At 65.7% G+C, this 18,243-nt stretch carries 19 protein-coding genes; 11 read left to right on the top strand and 8 right to left on the bottom strand.

The features are described from left to right. Nucleotides 1–17 precede the first annotated feature (17 nt). Together BH683_RS18310 and BH683_RS18305 are read left to right on the top strand one after the other, a co-directional pair. Nucleotides 18–878: an LLM class F420-dependent oxidoreductase gene (locus BH683_RS18310; protein WP_084837750.1), complete on the top strand. Its 861-nt coding sequence runs from the start codon at nt 18–20 to the stop codon at nt 876–878. Between the two features lie 76 nt (nt 879–954). After that, nucleotides 955–2,301 carry an alpha/beta hydrolase domain-containing protein gene (locus tag BH683_RS18305; protein ID WP_094647571.1) on the top strand — a complete coding sequence of 449 codons (1,347 nt, stop codon included), beginning with the start codon at nt 955–957 and terminating at the stop codon, nt 2,299–2,301. Nucleotides 2,302–2,321: 20 nt separating this feature from the next. On the opposite strand, the gene BH683_RS18300 is transcribed toward BH683_RS18305, so the two are convergent. From BH683_RS18300 to BH683_RS29215, 5 genes are all read right to left on the bottom strand, one after another. After that, nucleotides 2,322–3,494, bottom strand: a complete 1,173-nt coding sequence (locus tag BH683_RS18300; protein WP_246833452.1) for an abhydrolase domain-containing 18 — start codon at nt 3,492–3,494, stop codon at nt 2,322–2,324. Further along, a complete protein-coding gene (locus BH683_RS18295) occupies nt 3,481–4,908 on the bottom strand; it encodes a wax ester/triacylglycerol synthase domain-containing protein (protein ID WP_084837693.1) in 1,428 nt (475 codons plus the stop codon). The genes BH683_RS18300 and BH683_RS18295 overlap by 14 nt, the downstream gene beginning before the upstream one ends. A gap of 163 nt (nt 4,909–5,071) precedes the next feature. Continuing rightward, nucleotides 5,072–5,665, bottom strand: coding sequence for a TetR-like C-terminal domain-containing protein (locus BH683_RS18290; RefSeq protein WP_143696086.1), 594 nt, complete (start codon nt 5,663–5,665; stop codon nt 5,072–5,074). Between the two features lie 47 nt (nt 5,666–5,712). Further along, entirely contained in the window at nt 5,713–6,531 is an 819-nt protein-coding gene (locus BH683_RS18285; protein WP_348639227.1) for an NAD(P)-dependent oxidoreductase, read from the bottom strand. Next, nucleotides 6,528–6,653, bottom strand: coding sequence for a hypothetical protein (locus BH683_RS29215; RefSeq protein WP_348639226.1), 126 nt, complete (start codon nt 6,651–6,653; stop codon nt 6,528–6,530). Before BH683_RS29215 ends, BH683_RS18285 begins: the two co-directional genes overlap by 4 nt. A 144-nt stretch (nt 6,654–6,797) precedes the next feature. Here BH683_RS29215 and BH683_RS18280 point away from each other — a divergent pair, with 144 nt between their 5' ends. Then, a complete protein-coding gene (locus tag BH683_RS18280) occupies nt 6,798–7,406 on the top strand; it encodes a TetR/AcrR family transcriptional regulator (protein WP_084837691.1) in 609 nt (202 codons plus the stop codon). A gap of 168 nt (nt 7,407–7,574) precedes the next feature. Here the strand turns inward: BH683_RS18280 and BH683_RS18275 are convergent, their stop codons facing one another. Beyond that, nucleotides 7,575–8,720, bottom strand: coding sequence for a DUF6596 domain-containing protein (locus tag BH683_RS18275; RefSeq protein WP_084837690.1), 1,146 nt, complete (start codon nt 8,718–8,720; stop codon nt 7,575–7,577). Beyond that, nucleotides 8,717–9,118 carry a YciI family protein gene (locus BH683_RS18270; protein ID WP_084837689.1) on the bottom strand — a complete coding sequence of 134 codons (402 nt, stop codon included), beginning with the start codon at nt 9,116–9,118 and terminating at the stop codon, nt 8,717–8,719. Before BH683_RS18270 ends, BH683_RS18275 begins: the two co-directional genes overlap by 4 nt. A 289-nt stretch (nt 9,119–9,407) precedes the next feature. Between BH683_RS18270 and BH683_RS18265 the strand changes: the two genes are divergently transcribed. Continuing rightward, complete coding sequence (locus BH683_RS18265; RefSeq protein ID WP_084837688.1) at nt 9,408–10,709, top strand: chloride channel protein; 1,302 nt, start codon at nt 9,408–9,410, stop codon at nt 10,707–10,709. Nucleotides 10,710–10,763: 54 nt separating this feature from the next. On the opposite strand, the gene BH683_RS18260 is transcribed toward BH683_RS18265, so the two are convergent. Further along, nucleotides 10,764–11,120: a Fe-S protein gene (locus BH683_RS18260; protein WP_084837687.1), complete on the bottom strand. Its 357-nt coding sequence runs from the start codon at nt 11,118–11,120 to the stop codon at nt 10,764–10,766. A gap of 83 nt (nt 11,121–11,203) precedes the next feature. On the opposite strand from BH683_RS18260, the gene BH683_RS18255 reads away from it, so the two are divergent. The 7 genes from BH683_RS18255 to BH683_RS18225 all read left to right on the top strand — a co-directional run bounded on the left by BH683_RS18255 (nt 11,204) and on the right by BH683_RS18225 (nt 18,212). Then, nucleotides 11,204–11,677, top strand: coding sequence for a MarR family winged helix-turn-helix transcriptional regulator (locus BH683_RS18255; protein WP_084837686.1), 474 nt, complete (start codon nt 11,204–11,206; stop codon nt 11,675–11,677). A 108-nt stretch (nt 11,678–11,785) separates the two neighbouring features. Continuing rightward, on the top strand, nt 11,786–11,968 hold the full coding sequence (locus tag BH683_RS18250; RefSeq protein ID WP_084837685.1) for a hypothetical protein: 183 nt from the start codon (nt 11,786–11,788) through the stop codon (nt 11,966–11,968). Nucleotides 11,969–12,164: 196 nt separating this feature from the next. Continuing rightward, nucleotides 12,165–14,402 carry an NADP-dependent isocitrate dehydrogenase gene (locus BH683_RS18245; RefSeq protein WP_084837684.1) on the top strand — a complete coding sequence of 746 codons (2,238 nt, stop codon included), beginning with the start codon at nt 12,165–12,167 and terminating at the stop codon, nt 14,400–14,402. Nucleotides 14,403–14,516: 114 nt separating this feature from the next. Next, complete coding sequence (locus BH683_RS18240; RefSeq protein ID WP_246833451.1) at nt 14,517–15,410, top strand: alpha/beta hydrolase family protein; 894 nt, start codon at nt 14,517–14,519, stop codon at nt 15,408–15,410. A gap of 128 nt (nt 15,411–15,538) precedes the next feature. Then, nucleotides 15,539–16,060 carry a MarR family transcriptional regulator gene (locus BH683_RS18235; RefSeq protein WP_084837683.1) on the top strand — a complete coding sequence of 174 codons (522 nt, stop codon included), beginning with the start codon at nt 15,539–15,541 and terminating at the stop codon, nt 16,058–16,060. 239 nt (nt 16,061–16,299) lie between these two features. Further along, nucleotides 16,300–17,847: an aldehyde dehydrogenase family protein gene (locus BH683_RS18230; protein ID WP_084837682.1), complete on the top strand. Its 1,548-nt coding sequence runs from the start codon at nt 16,300–16,302 to the stop codon at nt 17,845–17,847. Next, nucleotides 17,844–18,212: a RidA family protein gene (locus tag BH683_RS18225; RefSeq protein ID WP_084837681.1), complete on the top strand. Its 369-nt coding sequence runs from the start codon at nt 17,844–17,846 to the stop codon at nt 18,210–18,212. The genes BH683_RS18230 and BH683_RS18225 overlap by 4 nt, the downstream gene beginning before the upstream one ends. Nucleotides 18,213–18,243: the final 31 nt, after the last annotated feature.

The following is an 18,243-nucleotide window of genomic DNA, read 5'->3' as shown; positions in this document are numbered from 1 at the left end:
CACCCGAGGAGACAGTCTTGAAGCTTGCAGGCGTAGGTATCTGGAGTTCGCAGTTGCGTTACGGCGATCTCGCCCAGTCCGCGGAGGCGGCCGCAGAACTCGACGAGTTGGGGTTCTCGGCGTTGTGGATCCCCGACGTCGGCGGCCCGATCTTCGACTCCATCGCCAATCTCCTGCAAGCGACCACCAAGACGGTCATCGCGACCGGCATCCTCAACCTCTGGATGCACGAACCGGCTGACGTCGCGGCGCAGTACAACACCCTGACCGACGAACACGGGGAACGGCTGCTGCTCGGCATCGGTGTGTCTCACGCACCGTTGGTCGACTCGGGTAACCCGGGGCGGTACAAGAAGCCCCTCGCGGCCACCACAGCATTCCTCGAGGGCCTCGATGCCGCCGAGAAGACCGTGCCCGTCGAGTCACGTGTGTTGGCCGCCTTGGGCCCGAAGATGCTGCACCTGTCCGCAACTCGCGCCAACGGCTCGCATCCGTACTTGGTCACCCCGGAGTTCACCGCCACGGCCAGGCAGACCCTGGGCGAAGGTCCGTTGCTCCTCCCCGAGCAGACCGCGATCCTGACCACCGACGCCGACCACGCCCGCTCCATCGGCACCGAATGGCTCCGGAGCTACCTGCAGCTACCGAACTACGCGAACAATCTGCTGCGGTCGGGCTTCACCCAGGACGACATCGACACGGTGTCGGACCGATTGTTCGACGCGATCATCGCGTGGGGCGACGAGGCCGCCATCGCACACCGGGTGGAAGAACACCGTTCGGCGGGCGCCGATCACGTCTGTGTCCAGGTGCTCGACACCGATCCTCAGGCCTATCCGCGCGAGCAGTGGCGCCGGCTTGCAGCCGCCCTGACCTGACCCCCGATCCCGGTGGCTCCGGGGGACCTCCGAAACAGCCAGACCATACAGCTGCTTGCGCATGTATGGTCAAGTCATGGTTGCCTCCTTCACCGAGTTGGGCCGAGCAGACGGCGGCGGGCTGATCGCCGCCAATCCGGGTCCCGATCTCGCTGCGGCCGGATACGTCGAGACCGAGTTCGCGGTGCGCGGCGAGGCGAGGGCCTTCGAGGTCGTCGCACCACCCGGACGCGGCACTCACGTCGCAGTGACCGAGGTCGCCGACTTCTGCACCCGCGCGGTGGTCAGACAACCGGCCGAGGGCGTCCACTGCAGTGGCACCGTGATCGTGGAATGGCTCAATGTCAGCAGTGGATCCGATGCCGGACCCGGATACACCTATCTCGCAGAGGAACTGGTGCGCAGCGGAGACATCTGGGTGGGCATCTCCGCCCAGTACGTCGGTGTCGCCGGCGGACAGGGAACCGTCGGCACCCCGGGATCGACCCCGGCGTCCGGCCTGATCGGACAGCAGCGCTACCAGGCACTGTCCCATCCGGGAGATTCGTTCTGTTACGACATCTTCACCCAGGTCGCCGGGGCCCTGGGAGATTCGCAGGGGCCTCTCGGACACGTCGACATCAGCTGTCTGCTCGCAATCGGAGAATCTCAATCCGCTCTGGCGCTCACGACCTACGTCAACCAGGTGTCCCAGCTGGACAACGTCTTCGGCGGTTTTCTGATTCACAGCCGAGCTGCCGCAGGGCTACCGCTGCACACACCTGACCGCGCGATCGACCTGCTACCCGTCTTCCGGCAACCTGCGACGCCGATCCGTGACGACCTCACCGTCCCCGTCTTCGTCGTCCAGACCGAGACCGACATCCTGGGCGACTTCCGCTATCACGATGCGCGACAAGAGGATGGGCCGTTGTTCCGACTGTGGGAGATAGCCGGCAACGCTCATGCCGACCGCTACTTGGTCGGCCCGTTCGAGGAGTTCCTCGGATGTTCGGGTCCGGTGAACAGGGGCCAACAGCGGTTCGTGTTGCGTGCCGCGCTACGCGCACTGATCCGTTGGGTCACGACGGGCGAGGCTCCGGCACCGGCAGAGCGACTGCTCACCACCACGTCGTCCGAGGGTGAGATCCGTTTCGAGACAGACGATGTGGGCAACGTTCGCGGTGGTGTGCGCACTCCCTGCGTCGACGTCCCGGTGGCTGTCCTCAGCGGCCTGGGGCGACGAGACGAGTCCCGGATCTGCCGTCTGTTCGGCAGCACCGACCGAATCGAGCCGGCAGTGCTGGCCCAGCGATACCGCGATGTCGATGACTACCTGCGGCAGTACACCGCCGCCACCGACGCCGCGATCGCCGCCGGTGTCGTCCTCGAATCCGACCGCGACGAACTCCTGGCCGATGCCGAACCAGACGCCCTGACCTGAGGTCATCCCGTCGATCGACGTCAGGACACGGCTGACCCCGGGTGGAGGAAGTCGACGATCGCCGCTCGCACCTCCCCCGCCATGACGCCGCTGATGTGACCACCGGGATACCAGTGCACCGCGCCGCCCCAATGCGCATGCAGCCGTTGCGCGGCGGCAACGGAGGTGACGCGATCGTTGAGAGCCGCGACCACCAACCGCCGCTCCGGGGCTGCGAAAGGTGTGACAGCCAACGGGTCCACCGCGGATGCGACATCCCGTACCGCCTGCGACCGGAACAGTTTCGCGAGGGTCTGGCCCCGGTCTCCCCCGCGGACGAGATGATGAGCCATCGTCTCGTGCAGGTCCAGCATCGGCACCACCGCCAGCACGGATTCCACGCTGGGTTCGAGGCCGGCGATCAGTCCCGCAATCGGTCCGCCCAGCGAGATCCCGCCGACGGAGACCGGGGTGTCGTCCACTGTCGCCATCCACTGGATCAGCGCCCGCACCTCTGCGACAGCCCGCACCGTCAGTTCCACATTGGTCAAGACGTCGAAGCTGGGATAGACCCCGCCGCGCCGTCGACGCAGACCATGGCCTGGCAACACCGGGAAGACGACGTTGTATCCGAGTTCGTGCAACTGCGCAGCCCGCAACGACAGGAGATCGTCGATACGTCCCTGACCGGCGCCGTGCACCCACAACAGCCACGGGTGCCCCTTGTCCTGATGGACGAGCATGCGGGCCGTCGCAACCGCATCGGCTTCGGAGACCTCCGCACCCTCGCGCATCGAATACACGGGCGCACAGGTGAAGTCGATGCGATCGTAGGACATCCCCCCGAGATTCCTCCGGAGCTTGCGCGTGATCGACAATTGTGTCGGCGCGAGGTTCACCCCCACGCCCAGAGCTTTCACCGCGCCGGCCTCGCGGGCACATTCGTTCACATAGGCGCGCACCACATGCTCGTCGGGAACCGCCCGCACCATCGAGAACGCCGCGATGAAGAACTCATCGAGCGCCGACTCTCCCACTGTCCGGACTCCGAAGGACGACGGCGGAATCGAGCGGTGCGGTGGTCGGCGACTCGCCGTGCGGGCGCTGACGACAGCACGCGGCATCACCTCCGCGATCAAGCTGAGCCTCGTGAGAGAGGACTCGAAGCGATCGGTCCAACGACCTCGATCGTCGCTGCCGTCAGATGTGGTCACGGCGAGACGCTTTCGTGTCCATGAGGCCCTCCGCAGCCAAGGCTTCTATGAGTTCGTCGAGTGCTTCGCTCATCCGGGCGAGAAATCGGGCCGGGTCGGGCATCGACTCCGGGGTGGTGATCAAACCCAGTGACAGAACTCCCGCGTAGCTGTACGCGGTCAGGTTGACGTCGGCGGGCGCGATTGCCAGCGCGAACGACGTCCACGACTCGACTTCGATGTCGCCGACCCAGCGTGGCTGCCTCGGGCCCGGCATGTTGGCCGTGGTCACGTTGTTCATGACCCGGGGGGCGATCGGCGCTGCGATGGGTCGGGCGCGCGGTCCCAAACGTCCTGTGTAGGTGGCCAACTGATCGGTGAGTTCGAAGCCCGTCGCCCGGCGCAGAGCCACAGACGCGGAACAGCTCGCCGCCGTCAACCGCACCCGCTCGATCGGGTCGGCCACCTCGGTGTGGAGATACGCTGCAGCAGTGGCCAGATCGTTGCCCTCGGTCCTGCCGGACGTCAGGTCCCGGCACACCCCGAACATGGCCACCGCCGGCCTGGCGCTCACCTCGCCGCGAGCAATCATCTCCTGGCGGACGGCCGCCGCGACGATGCCATGGAAGACACCGTTGACGGTGGTACCGGTTGCAACTGCCGCACGCTGAACGTCGGCCAGGCGCAACACACTTCGCGCACATCGTCGGCGATGCGCACTGGGGGTGCTCAAACTGGTCCGCTGCGCACCCATGAAACGTGGCACCAGAGCACGACGATCGAACCGTTGTGCCGCGCGGGCCGTGCGGGCTGCACCGACGACCACCGACGGCAGAGCGGCGATCAGCCGAGGGGTGTCGCGGCGAGCCATCGCACGCATCTGCCGGTGATCGAGATCCCGTCCGTCGGCGATGAGTGAGCTGGGCTGCGGAAGTGGATGACGCTGCGGGAGTGGCCCACCGGCAGACTCACTGGTGGCATGTAGGAAACAGTTCAGCGCCGCCAACCCGTCGGCCACCGCGTGGTGAACCCGGACCACCACAGCCTGTCTACCGTCGGCGAGACCGTGCACCAGGGTCAGGGCCCACAGTGGCCGATCGCGTGGCAGCCGCCCGGTTGCGAGTTCGGCGAGCAGTTCGTCGAAATGCTCGTCGCCGGGACCTTTCAGGGTCACTTCCTCCAGGTGCCGGTCCAATCGAAAGTCGTTGTCGGTCACCCAGAAGGGCCTCGCCCGGTGTCCACGTATCGAGATCACGCGCTGAGTCGCTCGCGGGAAGGCACCGAGATGCATAGCCAACGCGGTGTGGATCTCGTCGAGACCCAGCGGACGTCCGCGACGCCCGGTGTCGAGGATTCCGAGCTTGAGCGTGTGCATCGGGGTCGTCGCGGTTTCCATGTTCAGCATCAGGGCGTCCGGCCCGGACATTCGCTCCATGATCCCTCCCCTCCTCCTCCGTGCAACGCGCGAGCTGCTGGGCTTCGTATTTATACGAAAGGTATTCGTATTGAAGCGACCATAACAAATCCGGCCTCGGTCGATGGGGTTCGTGGCTCACATCACCTCGGGACGTCGGGCGTCAGCCCCTACTCCGCGAGGGTCAGCCGACAACCGCCGCGGTGACCGCACCACGCAAGATCTGCTCGAACACGTCGTCCGCGTTGCCGAACACAGTGAAGAAGCCGGACAACTGCAGGGTGACGAAACCGCTGATCGCGGCGAACAGCGCGAGCTGGGTCTGCAGAACCCGTTCATCGGCGACCCCCGCCGTGCGGATCATGACAGCGAGCGCCTCACCCGCTTCTGCGCTCGCCGCCGAAAACGCCGCGGTGTCTGCCGGGACCCGGGTCAGCGACCTGCACCGATGTGGCCATTTCGCCGCGTAGTCGACGAACACCCGAGCGAGTACCCGTAGACCATCCACCCCCGTCCGGCCCATCGCGGCCCGCTTGGCCAGATCGCCCAGCTCCCGCATTGCGCGCAGCTGCAGTTCGTTCTTGATCTCGTCCAGGCTCTTGACGTGGTTGTACAGCGACGACACCCGCACGCCGAGAACCGAGGCGAGCGCTGTCATCGTCAGCGCGTCCGGACCGAGTTCGTCGACCATCTGTTGAGCGGCCGCGATGACAGCCTCGTGGTTCACCCGCCGACGACGTGCTGCAGGTGCAGTCGACTTTTGCTCAGACGCAGTCATCGGCCGACCTCCCGTACGAATGGTTTTCGTACGGAAACTTTACCTCTTCATTCCCCTGACGCTGCGGGACCCCACTTCGCCGTCACCACTCCCCATGGATCGGCAAACGTACCGGGATAACCGCGATACGGAGATCTGCGCGTGAGGATTGCGCGCGCCAATCGCGATGCCGGCCGGACCACATGGCGTCGCCACCCGGCGGCGCGCCTGGTGTCGGACATGAGATCGGCAAACGAATGCTGCTGAAACGCGAGCACTCGCTGCGACGTCGCCGTGTCCATCCAGTCGGTGGCGAACCAGCTCGGGTCGTTGTCCGGATCACCCGGCCTGCCCGCCGGAAACCCGCCTGACAGACCGATGGCCGCCGAGGTCGCCGAGGCGATGTCGGACTGCCGCAGCCGATGACTGTCATCGCCACCGATCAGATATACCGCCGGCTCCTCGTCTATGAAGCATGCGTTGACGAACGCGGTCGCCACATCGCGTACATCGACCGTCTGAATACGTCCGTCGGCCGGCAGCGACGCCTCGAAGAACACGGCGTCGGGATTGATGGTCGCACCGAGTTCCGCGGTCAGCACGCCGCCGAGTCGCAGGATCACCCAATCCAGCCCGGAGGCCCGGACAACGTCTTCGGCGGCTGCTTTCTGGGTGCCGTAGACATCCGTCGGGCGACGAGGCGTCTGCGCGGTCAGCACGTCCATCCCGCGGTGGGGGTTGCGCGGTCCGTATACGGCGACGCTCGACGCTTGGACGAATCGCGGCGGTACGGGCATCACCGAGGCGGCACGCACCAGATTCTCCGTAGCCCCGACATTGACCGCCCGGGCGATGTCGGGACGCGCGTAGCAGAGGGGAGGGATCACCGCCGCCAGATGAATGATCGCTTGTGGTGCGACTGGTGACCCCGGCTCACCAATTCGGCCACCACGGACGAGCCCACCAACCCGAAGGCACCCGTCACCAGAACGGTCTGAGCAGTGGTCATGGCGGGGCTCGCTTTCGTTGATCTGTCGACTGCGACCACACCATACAATGGCCAGAAAGTGTATGGTCTATTCGTGGACGTCGCACCGCTCGGAGAGCAGCGCGGGTCGCCGGGCGATCGGCGACACCGATTCAGGACCCGGCCATGAGGACCCACGGCTGGTCCGGCGCCACCCCGAAGTCCGACGACGAGGCCGTCGACCGAATACTCTCCGCCGCGCGTACCGTCGTCGACGAACGCGGCGACGACTTCAACATCGCGGAGGTCGCCCGCCTGCTCGGCGTCACCCGCCAGACGGTGTACCGATACTTCTCGCGCGCAGACGAACTCCTCGCGGCGACGGCCATTCGAGCGGCCGACGACTATCTCGCAGAACTCACCGAGCACCTCGCCGGTGAGGTCCGTCCCGCGCAGGCCGTCATCGAAGCAGTTGCATACACGCTGGAGACCCTGCCGCGGCAGCCCCACCTGAGCGTGCTTCTCGCCCCGTCCCAGCGGGGCAGGTATTCGGCGGGCATAACGTCGGACACCGCTCGCAGCTTCGGGCAGATGATGCTGAGCCGTCTCGACATCGACTGGCAGGCGGCGGGATTCGACGAACTGGCACTGGACGAACTGGTCGAGTTCGTCCTCCGGCTCATCCAGTCGTTCGTGATCGATCCCGGTGACCCGCCTCGCAACGCAAGCGATCTACGGCGCTACCTCGAACGATGGCTCGGGCCGGCGCTCATGAATCCGCCACGTGAGCGATGAATACGGCGAACGGGAACTCGTGGTGGAGGACATACGGATCGAACGTATCGAAGGCGTCCCAACCGACGCATCCCCCTTGGGTTCGCCAGGCGAACCAACTCCGTAACAATATGGGCAATAGCGGATGTCGCGCAAGCGAACACGCCGAAATATTTCACGGACGGCAGATCACGGTGGCAGCATGTGCCGCACCCGGGCTGCCTCTCGCGTGAGGTGGTCGCGTTCCCTGACGCTGGTCGCCAGCCGGGACGCTTCCGTGTACAGCGCAGCAGCCCGTCCGAATTCACCCGCTCGTTCATGCAGATAGGCCTGCACCGCGGTGTGGCGCGGTAGGTCCGGGCTCACGTCCGACAGCGCGGCCAACCCCGCTTGCGGACCGTCCGCTTCACCGACCGCGACCGCACGGTTCAGCCGGACCACCGGACTGTCGGTGAGGGCCAATAGTTCGTCGTACCACTCCACGATCTGGACCCAATCGGTCTCGGACGTGCTCGTGGCGTCGGCGTGCAGCGCCGCGATCGCTGCCTGCGCCTGATATTCACCGAGACGATCGCGCGCCAAGGCGGTTTGCAGGATCGTCACGCCCTCGGCGATCAGGCGCGAGTCCCACCGAGACCTGTCCTGCTCCGCCAGTGGAATGAGCCGTCCTCCCGCCCCCGTGCGGCTCTCGCGACGTGCGTGATGAAGGAGCATCAACGCCAGCAGGCCGGCCACCTCCGGCTCGTCGGTCAGCGCGGTGAGCTGGCGGGTGATCCGGATGGCCTCGGCCGCCAGGTCGACATCCCCGCCGTAACCCTCGTTGAACACGAGGTACAGGACCCGCAACACGGTGCCGAGGTCACCGGGCTCATCGAGCCGATTCCCGGCGATCCGCCGCTTGGCCCGGCTGATCCGTTGCGCCATCGTCGCTTCCGGGATCAGATACGCCAGCGCAATCTGCCGCGTCGTCAGACCACCGACCGCCCGCAGCGTCAAAGCCACGGCGGAAGCCGGTGACAGCGTCGGGTGCGCGCAGAGGAAGTAGAGCGCCAGCGTGTCGTCCACGGGTGACGCCTGTCCGGGTGGGGGCTCGAGGTCCACCGCGAACTCTCGACCGCGACGCGAGGAGTCGGAACGGGCGGCGTCGATGAACCGGCGCCACGCGACCGAGACCAGCCACGCCTTGGGATCCCGCGGCGGATCGCCCGGCCAGACGTCCAGCGCCTGGATCAAGGCCTCCTGCACGGCGTCCTCGGCCGACGCGAAGTCTGCTCCACGCCGGACGAGGACGCCGATCACTGCGGGAACGAGTTCCCGCAGCAGCGCAGGATTCACTCGGTGACAGTCGTCGGGGCCGTGAGGAAGGGCCGGACCTCCAGCCACTCGTGAATCGGCTCCCCGCCGGCGCCGGGTGCGGCGGAGAGCTCGCCCGCCAGCTCGTAGGCGCGTTCCTGCGACTCCACATCGATGACCATCCAGCCGGCGATGAGGTCCTTTGTCTCGGCGAACGGTCCATCGGTCACCGGCGGACGACCTTCGCCGTCGTATCGCACGAATGTGCCCTCCTGCGACAGCGCCTGCGAATCGACGAACTCGCCGGAATCCCGCAGTCGATCCGCGAAGTCGTTCATGTATTGCATGTGGGCATCGACCTCCTCCGGTGTCCACTCGTCCATCGGGGTGAAATTGATCTCCGGGCCACCGCGGTAGTGCTTCAGCATCAGATACTTCATGGTGATTCTCCTTCGTCATCGCGGCCCCTGTCGGCCGCTCGTACCACTGGGACGGAGCCGTCACCCCATTCTCGACATGGTCGCGGAAAAAAGTTTCCGGCAATCTGTACGACACACGGCCGCCGGACTTTCGCAGCCCTGATCGCCGACGGCTCGGCCTGCGCAGGTCTCATCCGCTACGGGTGACGACAGCGCTTTGACCAGGATGACAAGCTGGTCGCGCCGCCACGGTCTCAACACACCTCCGGTCAGGCCGCCCGGCCTGCGGGAATCAGCTTCTGGAGGTCTGATGACCACGCCCACCCCGGACATCGATCTGGTGACGGTCGTCCGCTCGAAGGCCTACGCGGTGGCGCTACTGCTGGCAGCGGCCCTGGGCATCCCGATCTCACTGATCGCCTACGGTTTCTTGGCCGCCGTCACCAAGATCCAGAAATATGTGTTCCGAGACCTGCCCGGCGACATCTTTTCCGGCGGTACGCCATCGTGGTGGCCCATCCCGTGGCTGGTGCTCTGCGGCGTGCTGACCGCGCTGACCATCCGTTACCTGCCCGGCAATGCGGGACACTCCCCCGCCTTCGGCTTCCACGCCGGGGGCACGCCGGTGGACAGGGAGCTTCCCGGCATCATCCTGGCCTCCCTGGCCACGCTCAGCCTGGGCGCAGTCCTGGGTCCGGAAGCCCCGCTGATCGCGATCGGAGGCGGCCTTGCCGTCCTGACGGTGCACCTGCTGAAGAAGGACGCACCACCGATGGCACTGGTCATCATGGCGTCAGCGGGAAGTTTCACCGCCATCAGCACCCTGTTCGGTTCCCCGATCCTCGCCGCGTTCTTGATCATGGAGGCGGCCGGGATCGGAGGCGCAACACTGAGTCTCGTGGCCGTACCGGGGCTCCTCGCGTCCGGTATCGGCGCGGTGGTCTTCATCGGGCTCGACAACCTGACCGGGCTCGGCACTTTCTCGCTGGCGCTGACATCGGTCCCGACTGCGGTGACACCGACCGTCGCGACCCTGTGCTGGGCCGTCGTCGTGGGAGCCGTCGCCGCCGCGCTGGGCTGGGTAATCCGCTGGGTCGGACTGGCACTGCGGCCCGTCGTGCATTCGAGCCGCGTCCTCGTCACGGCGGGCATCGGATTACTCATCGGCCTGACCGCGACCGTCTATCAACTGATCTCCGGACACACGTTCACGCAAGTGTTGTTCTCCGGGCAAGACGCCCTGCCCGATCTCGTCGCACACGCCGCCGACTACTCGGTGGGTGTGCTGCTCCTCCTGTGCCTGTGCAAGACCTTCGTCTACTCGATCTCGTTGAGCGCCTTTCGCGGTGGCCCCGTCTTCCCGGCGATCTTCGTCGGCGCCGCGCTCGGCATCGCCATGAGCGGGCTGCCGGGCATGAGCTCGGCGCCCGCGATCGCGATGGGTATCGGTGCCATGTGTGCCGTGATGCTGCGACTGCCGCTGACGTCTGCGCTGCTCGGCATTCTGCTGCTCGGCGCCGATGGGGTATCGGTCACCCCGCAGGTGGTGGTCGCCGTCGCCGTTGCGTTCGTCCTCGTCAACGTCCTGCCGGCCACCGGTACGAAGGAGTAGCTCGATCGGCGTCCGGAACGAATGCGGAGCGCGATGTGGATCGGCGCCGGACACTCATCGCCAGATGACCCCTATCCCGGCGGCCAGCAGCGACAGTCCGCCGACGGCGAAGAAGAGTGGGCGGGGCACGGCTTCCCCGGTGCGTCGCTGCCGGGCATTGCCCATCCCGAGCAGGCCGCCCAGGGCCACGAGGATGACCAGCTTGATGCCCACCTTGACGTAATTGACGTCAGTGTCGGCCGGCCACGGCGCGGCAAGGATCGCGCCACTGACGAGCGACACCAGCAGGCCGTAGTCCATGACCCGGGTGGTGCGCAGTCGGCGGGTGGCCGCTTCGGCGGTCCAGGCCCCGAAGGTCACCGCGAAACCGATCAGGTGGACCCAGATGACGACGTTCCGCAAGGTTTCCATTCGCTGTCTCTCTTCGACTCGGGACGTGACCTGCCAGTCCTCAGTTTCAGTTAGACTGCAACTTGTGAGGAAGCGTTGTCAACATGGCCGATGAGCGGCGTGACCCCGATCAGCGCGCATCGATCCCGACGCCGAGCGCGGCGTTTCTCCTGTCGGTCCTCGGCCGCCAGGTCCGCGCCCGGGTCGACGCCGCGCTGCAGAGCGAGGGCATCGCCGTCCGACACGTCTCAGCGCTCGGCCACCTGTCCCGGGATCCGGGACTGTCGTACAGCGAGCTCGGACGCAGAGCGGCCGTCACGCCGCAGAGCATGCAGGCGACGCTGAACAAGCTCGAGGAGATCGGCGCGGTCGAGAAAGTCGGAGGGGGTGGCCGAGGACGTAGCGCGAGGCTTTTCGTCACCCCAGAAGGACAACGCCTGATCAGCGTCGGGATGGCGTCCTATGACGAGCTCGATCGCGCCCTCGCGGAGCACCTCGGCCAGGACGCGCTACGTGCGCTGACCCCCTCGCTCCTGCGAGCGTTCCGGGCCTTCGCCGACGATTCTGAAGACCAGTGAGGGTTTCCCCGACACGCCTGTGGGTATCGTCGAGTAAGAATCATCTTCTCGTCAGGGAAGAAGATCAGTTTCACCTCCTGGTCGACCACCACGAAAGGTAGCTGCGACATGACATCAGAGAACTCACAACCCGAGGTCGAGGCGACGGACGACGTGCTCGTGCCCGCCACCCCCGGTGCGGAAAAGCTGGGATCGCCCGCGTCTGCACCCGTCACCGAGGACGACGACGCCGTCCTGGCACCGGCAACCCCCGGGGCAGAACATCTGGGTGATGCCACCGACGATGCGTAGGTGACTCCGACCTAGAACTGCTCGCCAACCGACCATCGCCGACCGTATCGACACGTGAGACGCACCGGCGGTGCGTCGGGTGGCCGGCCCCCCGACCGACCGTTCGTACGCACGATCTCGAGTCCGACGTGATACTGGTAGAGGCATGGCAGGAAGATCCCTGCCGCACGTGACGAATATGGAGACGAACGCGATTATGAACGCAAAGCAGCCGACGATCATCTACACACTGACAGACGAGGCGCCGATGCTTGCGACCCACGCATTCCTGCCTGTCATCCGTGCGTTTGCCGATGCTGCCGACATCAACGTCGAGTCCACCGACATCTCCGTGGCCGCCCGCATCCTCGCCGAGTTCAGCGATCTCCTGCCTGAAGACCAGCGGGTGCCGGACAACCTCGGCGAGCTGGGGCGACTGACGCAGCTGCCCGAGACCAACATCATCAAACTGCCCAACATCAGCGCCTCGGTGCCACAGCTACTGGCCGCGATCAAGGAACTCCAGGCGAAGGGTTACAAGCTTCCCGACTTCCCGGGCAACCCGAAGACGGACGAGGAAACGGAGATCCGGGACCGCTACACCAAGTGCCTCGGCAGTGCGGTGAACCCCGTTCTGCGAGAGGGCAACTCGGATCGTCGCGCACCCAAGGCCGTCAAAGAGTATGCGCGTAAGCATCCGCACAGCATGACCGAGTGGTCGCCCGCATCGCGGACCCACGTGGCGCACATGCGCAAAGGCGATTTCTACCACGGCGAGAAGTCGACCACCGTCGACGGCGACCGTGAAGTGAAGATGGAACTGCTCACCGACAGCGGCGAGACCATCGTCCTCAAGCCCAAGGTCTCGCTGACCGACGGCGACGTGATCGACAGCATGTTCATGAGCAAGAAAGCGCTCATCGAGTTCTACGAGGAGCAGATGGAGGACGCCTACAAGACCGGCGTCATGTTCTCCCTCCATGTCAAGGCGACGATGATGCGGGTCTCGCATCCCATCGTGTTCGGCCACGCCGTACGGGTGTTCTATAAGGACGCGTTCGCGAAGCACGGTGACCTGTTCGAAGAACTCGGCGTCAACGTCAACAACGGACTGTCGGACCTCTACGACAAGATCGAGTCGCTCCCCGCGTCACAGCGCGAAGAGATCATCGACGACCTGCACAAGTGCCACGAGCACCGTCCGGAATTGGCCATGGTCGATTCGGCCCGGGGCATCTCCAACTTCCACTCCCCCAGCGACGTGATCGTCGACGCCTCGATGCCCGCGATGATCCGCGCGGGCGGCAAGATGTGGGGCGCCGACGGCCGGCCCAAGGACACCAAGGCCGTCAACCCCGAGTCGACGTTCTCCCGCATCTATCAGGAGATGGTCAACTTCTGTAAGACCAACGGCGCATTCGATCCGACCACCATGGGCACCGTTCCCAATGTCGGCTTGATGGCACAGAAGGCCGAGGAGTACGGCTCACACGACAAGACCTTCGAGGTCCCCCAGGGTGGCACCGCCAACATCACCGACCTGGCCACCGGCGAGGTGCTGCTGACGCAGACCGTCGAGGCCGGGGACATCTGGCGGTTGTGCATCGTGAAGGACGCGCCCATCCAGGACTGGGTGAAGCTGGCTGTCACACGCACCCGCGACTCCGGGATCCCCGTGATCTTCTGGCTCGACCCGTACCGTCCGCACGAGAACGAGTTGATCAAAAAGGTCAACAAGTACCTCAAAGACCACGACACCGATGGTCTGGACATCCAGATCATGTCGCAGGTCCGCGCGATGCGCTACACCCTCGAGCGGGTTGTCCGCGGCCTGGACACCATCTCCGCCACCGGCAACATCCTCCGCGACTACCTCACAGACCTGTTCCCGATCCTCGAGCTCGGCACCAGTGCCAAGATGCTCTCGATCGTCCCCCTGATGGCAGGCGGCGGACTGTACGAGACGGGCGCAGGCGGTTCGGCACCCAAGCACGTCAAGCAGTTGCTGGAAGAAAACCACCTGCGCTGGGACTCGCTCGGTGAGTTCCTCGCACTCGCCGTCAGCCTGGAGGATCTGGGCAAGAAGACCGGCGACGCACGGGCGACCATCTTGGCGAAGACCCTCGATGCGGCAACCGGCAAACTGCTGGAGAACAACAAGGGACCCTCGCGCAAGGTCGGCGAGATCGACAACCGCGGCAGCCAGTTCTACCTCGCGCTGTACTGGGCGAAGGAGTTGGCCGAGCAGACCGACGACAAGGATCTGCAAAAGCATTTCGCCGCACTGGCAGAGACGTTGAGCACCAACGAGGACACCATCGTGAGAGAACTGAGCGACGCGCAGGGCGAGCCCGTGGACATCGGCGGCTACTACTTCCCCGATCCTGAGGTCACCGCTGCCGTCATGCGCCCGAGCAAGACCTTCAACGAGGCGCTGGGGTCTGCGCTGAAGTAGTCACTCACCCAGATCTGCTCCACTTATCGCAATCTGCTCCGCTTCCAGAGTGCTGGAAGCGGAGCAGATTCGTAGAAGTGGAGCAGATTTGTACAGGCACCCTCTCACGCCCACGTGACGTCGCTCGGCCACGTTCGGGGCAGTCTCTGGGACATCACGGTGCACTCCCCGGCCATGGGTGCCGACATCCCATTTCAGCTGATCCGGCCGCCCGGCGCCCCTCCCAACGCTCCAACCGTCTATTTGCTCAACGGAGCAGGCGGTGGCGAGGACGGGTCGGGGTGGCTGGAAGAGACCGACGCCCTGCACTTCTACGCCGACAAACGCGTGAACGTCCTGATACCGCAGCGTGGTTCGGGAACGCTCTACACGGATTGGATCGCTGACGACCCGCAGGTCGGTCGCCCGATGTGGCAAACCTTCCTCACCAAGGAGCTGCCGCCCGTCATCGACGCGGCGTTGAACACGAACGGACGCAACGCCATCGTCGGATTGTCGATGTCGGCAACATCTGTTCTCGACCTGGCCACCGCGGCTCCGGGCCTGTATCGATCGGTCACGTCGATCAGCGGGTGTGCGCAGACCAGCACCCCGGTGGGTCAGGCTGCGGTGCGCGGCATCGTCTACTCGAGTGGCGCCGATCCTGACAACATGTGGGGCCCGGCGGGTTCTCCGCTGTGGGCGCAGCATGACCCCCTTGTCAACGCCGAAAAGCTGCGTGGCACAGCCCTGTACCTGTCCAGCGGTGACGGTAGGGCCGGAAAGTACGACAACGAGCAATCGGCGCCACCGGGGGCGCCGCCGGTCGAGAACCGCATCGTCGTCGGCGGAGCCATCGAGGCAGGCGCCCGCTTCTGCACCGAAGCCATGGCGGAACGTCTGGCAGCACTGTCGATCCCGGCGACCATCCACCTCCCCGCCACCGGCACCCACTCCTGGCGGTATTTCCAGGACGAGTTGCACCGGTCCTGGCCGACAATTGACGCCGGACTGCACGCGGGGCGCTAGCGGACGCGGCCACCGACCTCCTGAGCCAGGATCCACCGGTGCGATGATGGCTCGGGTAACCCGAGCAGACGCACTTACGCGGCGCGTCCGCGGTGCGCGGACACCTGACGGGTAATGTCCTCAGAATCATGGACGGAGTCGATGTCATCGTGTCGCACTGGGCTGTTGCCCGGCCCGAGCTCGACGTGTCGGCCCTGAGGGTGTTCGGCCGTCTGCACCGGAGCTTCCTCATCTACCGCAGCGAGATCTCCGAGACGTTCGACAAGTTCGACATCACCGAATCCGGTTTCGATGTGCTCGCCTGCCTGCGGCGTTCGGTGCCCCATCATCGCCTGACAGCGGGTGAACTCGCAGAACAGACATTGGTCACCACCGGTGGACTGTCACTACGGGTGAAGCGCCTCGAAGATGCGGGACTCGTGACCCGGTCCAAAGACGCCGGCGACGCCCGTGTGGTCTATGTCGAACTCACCGCCACCGGTAGCGCACTCGTCGACCGGGTCGCCGACGAACATTTCGCCAAGTTACAGACCATGCTCGGAGAGCTCACCAAGGACGAGGCATCGACCCTGGCAAGCCTCCTCACCAAGCTCGAGACGTCGGTTCGTTCCGTGCTGGGCGACGACGTCGAAGCGGGCATTTCCGGCTGACGATCAGCTCGGCGGACGCTGTTCCCGAAAAAATATTCTCCGCGCAGTGACCACGGCCACATACGGTGTGACCTGCATCTCTCCTGTTTCGCGGGCGTAAAAGCGACGTTACAAACGTCTGTGCAGGGGTTTCTGGCGTTGACCTCTTAGCGCTAAGGCATTACAACTGTCTTAGCGCAAAGATAGTTTGCGACCGACGCCCAGAGCGTCGAAACCCATCTCGTCGGAACGGACACCGCATGACACTCGCCGTGAACGCACCAGTCGCCCCCGCCGCCGCGGGTGTCGACGCCGCGCACGATCTCCGAGACCGCATCTACGTGGCGGGTCGCTGGGAGGTCGGGAGTGGAGCAGTGATCGAATCCGTCGACCCGTCGACCGGGCGGATCTTCGCAACCCTGCATGCCGCGACCACCGAGACGGTCGACATCGCTGTGCGCGAGGGCTTGTCCGCCGCCCGCACGAGCGGATGGGCGACGATGCTGCCACACGAACGGGCCGCCGTGCTTCACCGAATCGGCAATGCGATCGACGCCGCACGCGACCGGATCGCGGCACTGCAAACGCTTGACACCGGCAAGACCCTCACCGAGACCCGCGCGCTGGCGACCAGCGCTGCCAACACCTTTCGCTACATGGCAGCGGCACTGGAGACAATGGACGGCGCACTCACCACGCCTCGGGGGCCATGGCTGACGATGTCGACTCACCGCCCGATGGGCGTGGTCGGTGCCATCACACCCTGGAACTCGCCGATCGCGTCCGACGCCCAGAAACTCGCCCCCGCGCTCGCCGCGGGCAACGCCGTCATCAGCAAGCCGCCGGTCTGGGCGCCCTGGGTGACCTTGCTGCTGGCCCGTCTGTGCGAGGACGCGGGCCTGCCACGCGGTGTGCTCTCCGTGCTTCCCGGCCCCGGTCGCACGGTAGGCGAGGCGATCGTCCGGCACCCCGACGTGGCCAAGGTGAGCTTCACCGGAGGCACCTCCACCGGCAGACACCTGGCGCACGTGGCCGCGGACAAACTCATGCCGATCACCCTGGAACTCGGCGGCAAGTCGCCGACCATCGTCTTCGAGGACGCCGACGTCGAGCGGGCCCTGCAGGGCGTCCTGTTCGGCATCTTTTCCTCGAGCGGCCAGAGCTGCATCGCCGGATCACGAGTATTCGTCCATCGCAGCATCTTCGAATCCTTCACCGATGAGCTGATCAGGCGGGCCGGTCGGCTACGCCTGGGCCCTGGTACCGATCCGCAGACCGCGGTCGCACCGATGATCTCACTGCAGCAGCGTGACTCGGTCGCAGCGATGGTCGAGGCAGCAGTGGCTGCCGGTGCGCGGGTGCGGCTCGGAGGCGCCATTCCCGACGATCCACGGCTCGCGGACGGCAGTTACTACCCGCCCACCATCCTCACCGGCGTCACCAACACCGACGAGATCTGCCGGCGGGAGATTTTCGGCCCGGTCGCCGTCGTGCTCCCGTTCGACGACGAGGCAGACGTCATCGACCAGTCCAACGACAACGATTTCGGCCTCGCCTGCGGGATCTGGACCGAGGACTACCGGCGCGCACTCCGCGTCGGCGACGCGATCGACGCGGGCACGGTCTGGGTCAACACCTACAAGCAGTTCTCGATCTCGACCCCGTTCACCGGTCTGCGGGACAGCGGGCTCGGCACCGAAAAGGGTCGCGATGCAGTCCGCCAGTACTCCGACCAGAAGAGCATCTACCTCGACCTGACCGAAGCGCCCCTGACCTGGGGCGCACCCACCGAAAGGACCCGTCCATGACCACCTCCACGCCTGCAGCCACCGGCTCCGCGCATCCTTACAGCCCGGCGTACGCCGTCGCAGGCTTCGGCTTCGTCTCCGGCGCACTGTCCGTCGACGAGAACGGCCAGGCGGTCGCAGGGGTCGAACCCGCCCTCGACGCCGCCGTCGCACGCCTCACCGAGCGGCTGGGGACAATCGACATGAAGCTCGCCGACGTCGTCAAGACCACATACTTCGTCACCGACGTAACCCTGCGCGACGCCGCAAACCGCCACTACGAGAGCATCTTTGCCGCGCCGCGCCCGGCTCGGTCCTTCGTCGAGGTCGCCGCGCTCCCCTACGGCGCCACCGTCGAGATCGAAGCCATCGCCCACCGGGCATGACACTCCTCACGTCACGAACACCCCACTCACC

This window comes from Williamsia sp. 1138 (genome assembly GCF_002095435.2).
In the GTDB taxonomy this organism is placed as follows: Bacteria; Actinomycetota; Actinomycetes; order Mycobacteriales; family Mycobacteriaceae; genus Williamsia.
The sequence above is the reverse complement of the archived record's forward strand: the minus strand, read 5'-3'. Positions and strand labels throughout refer to the sequence as shown.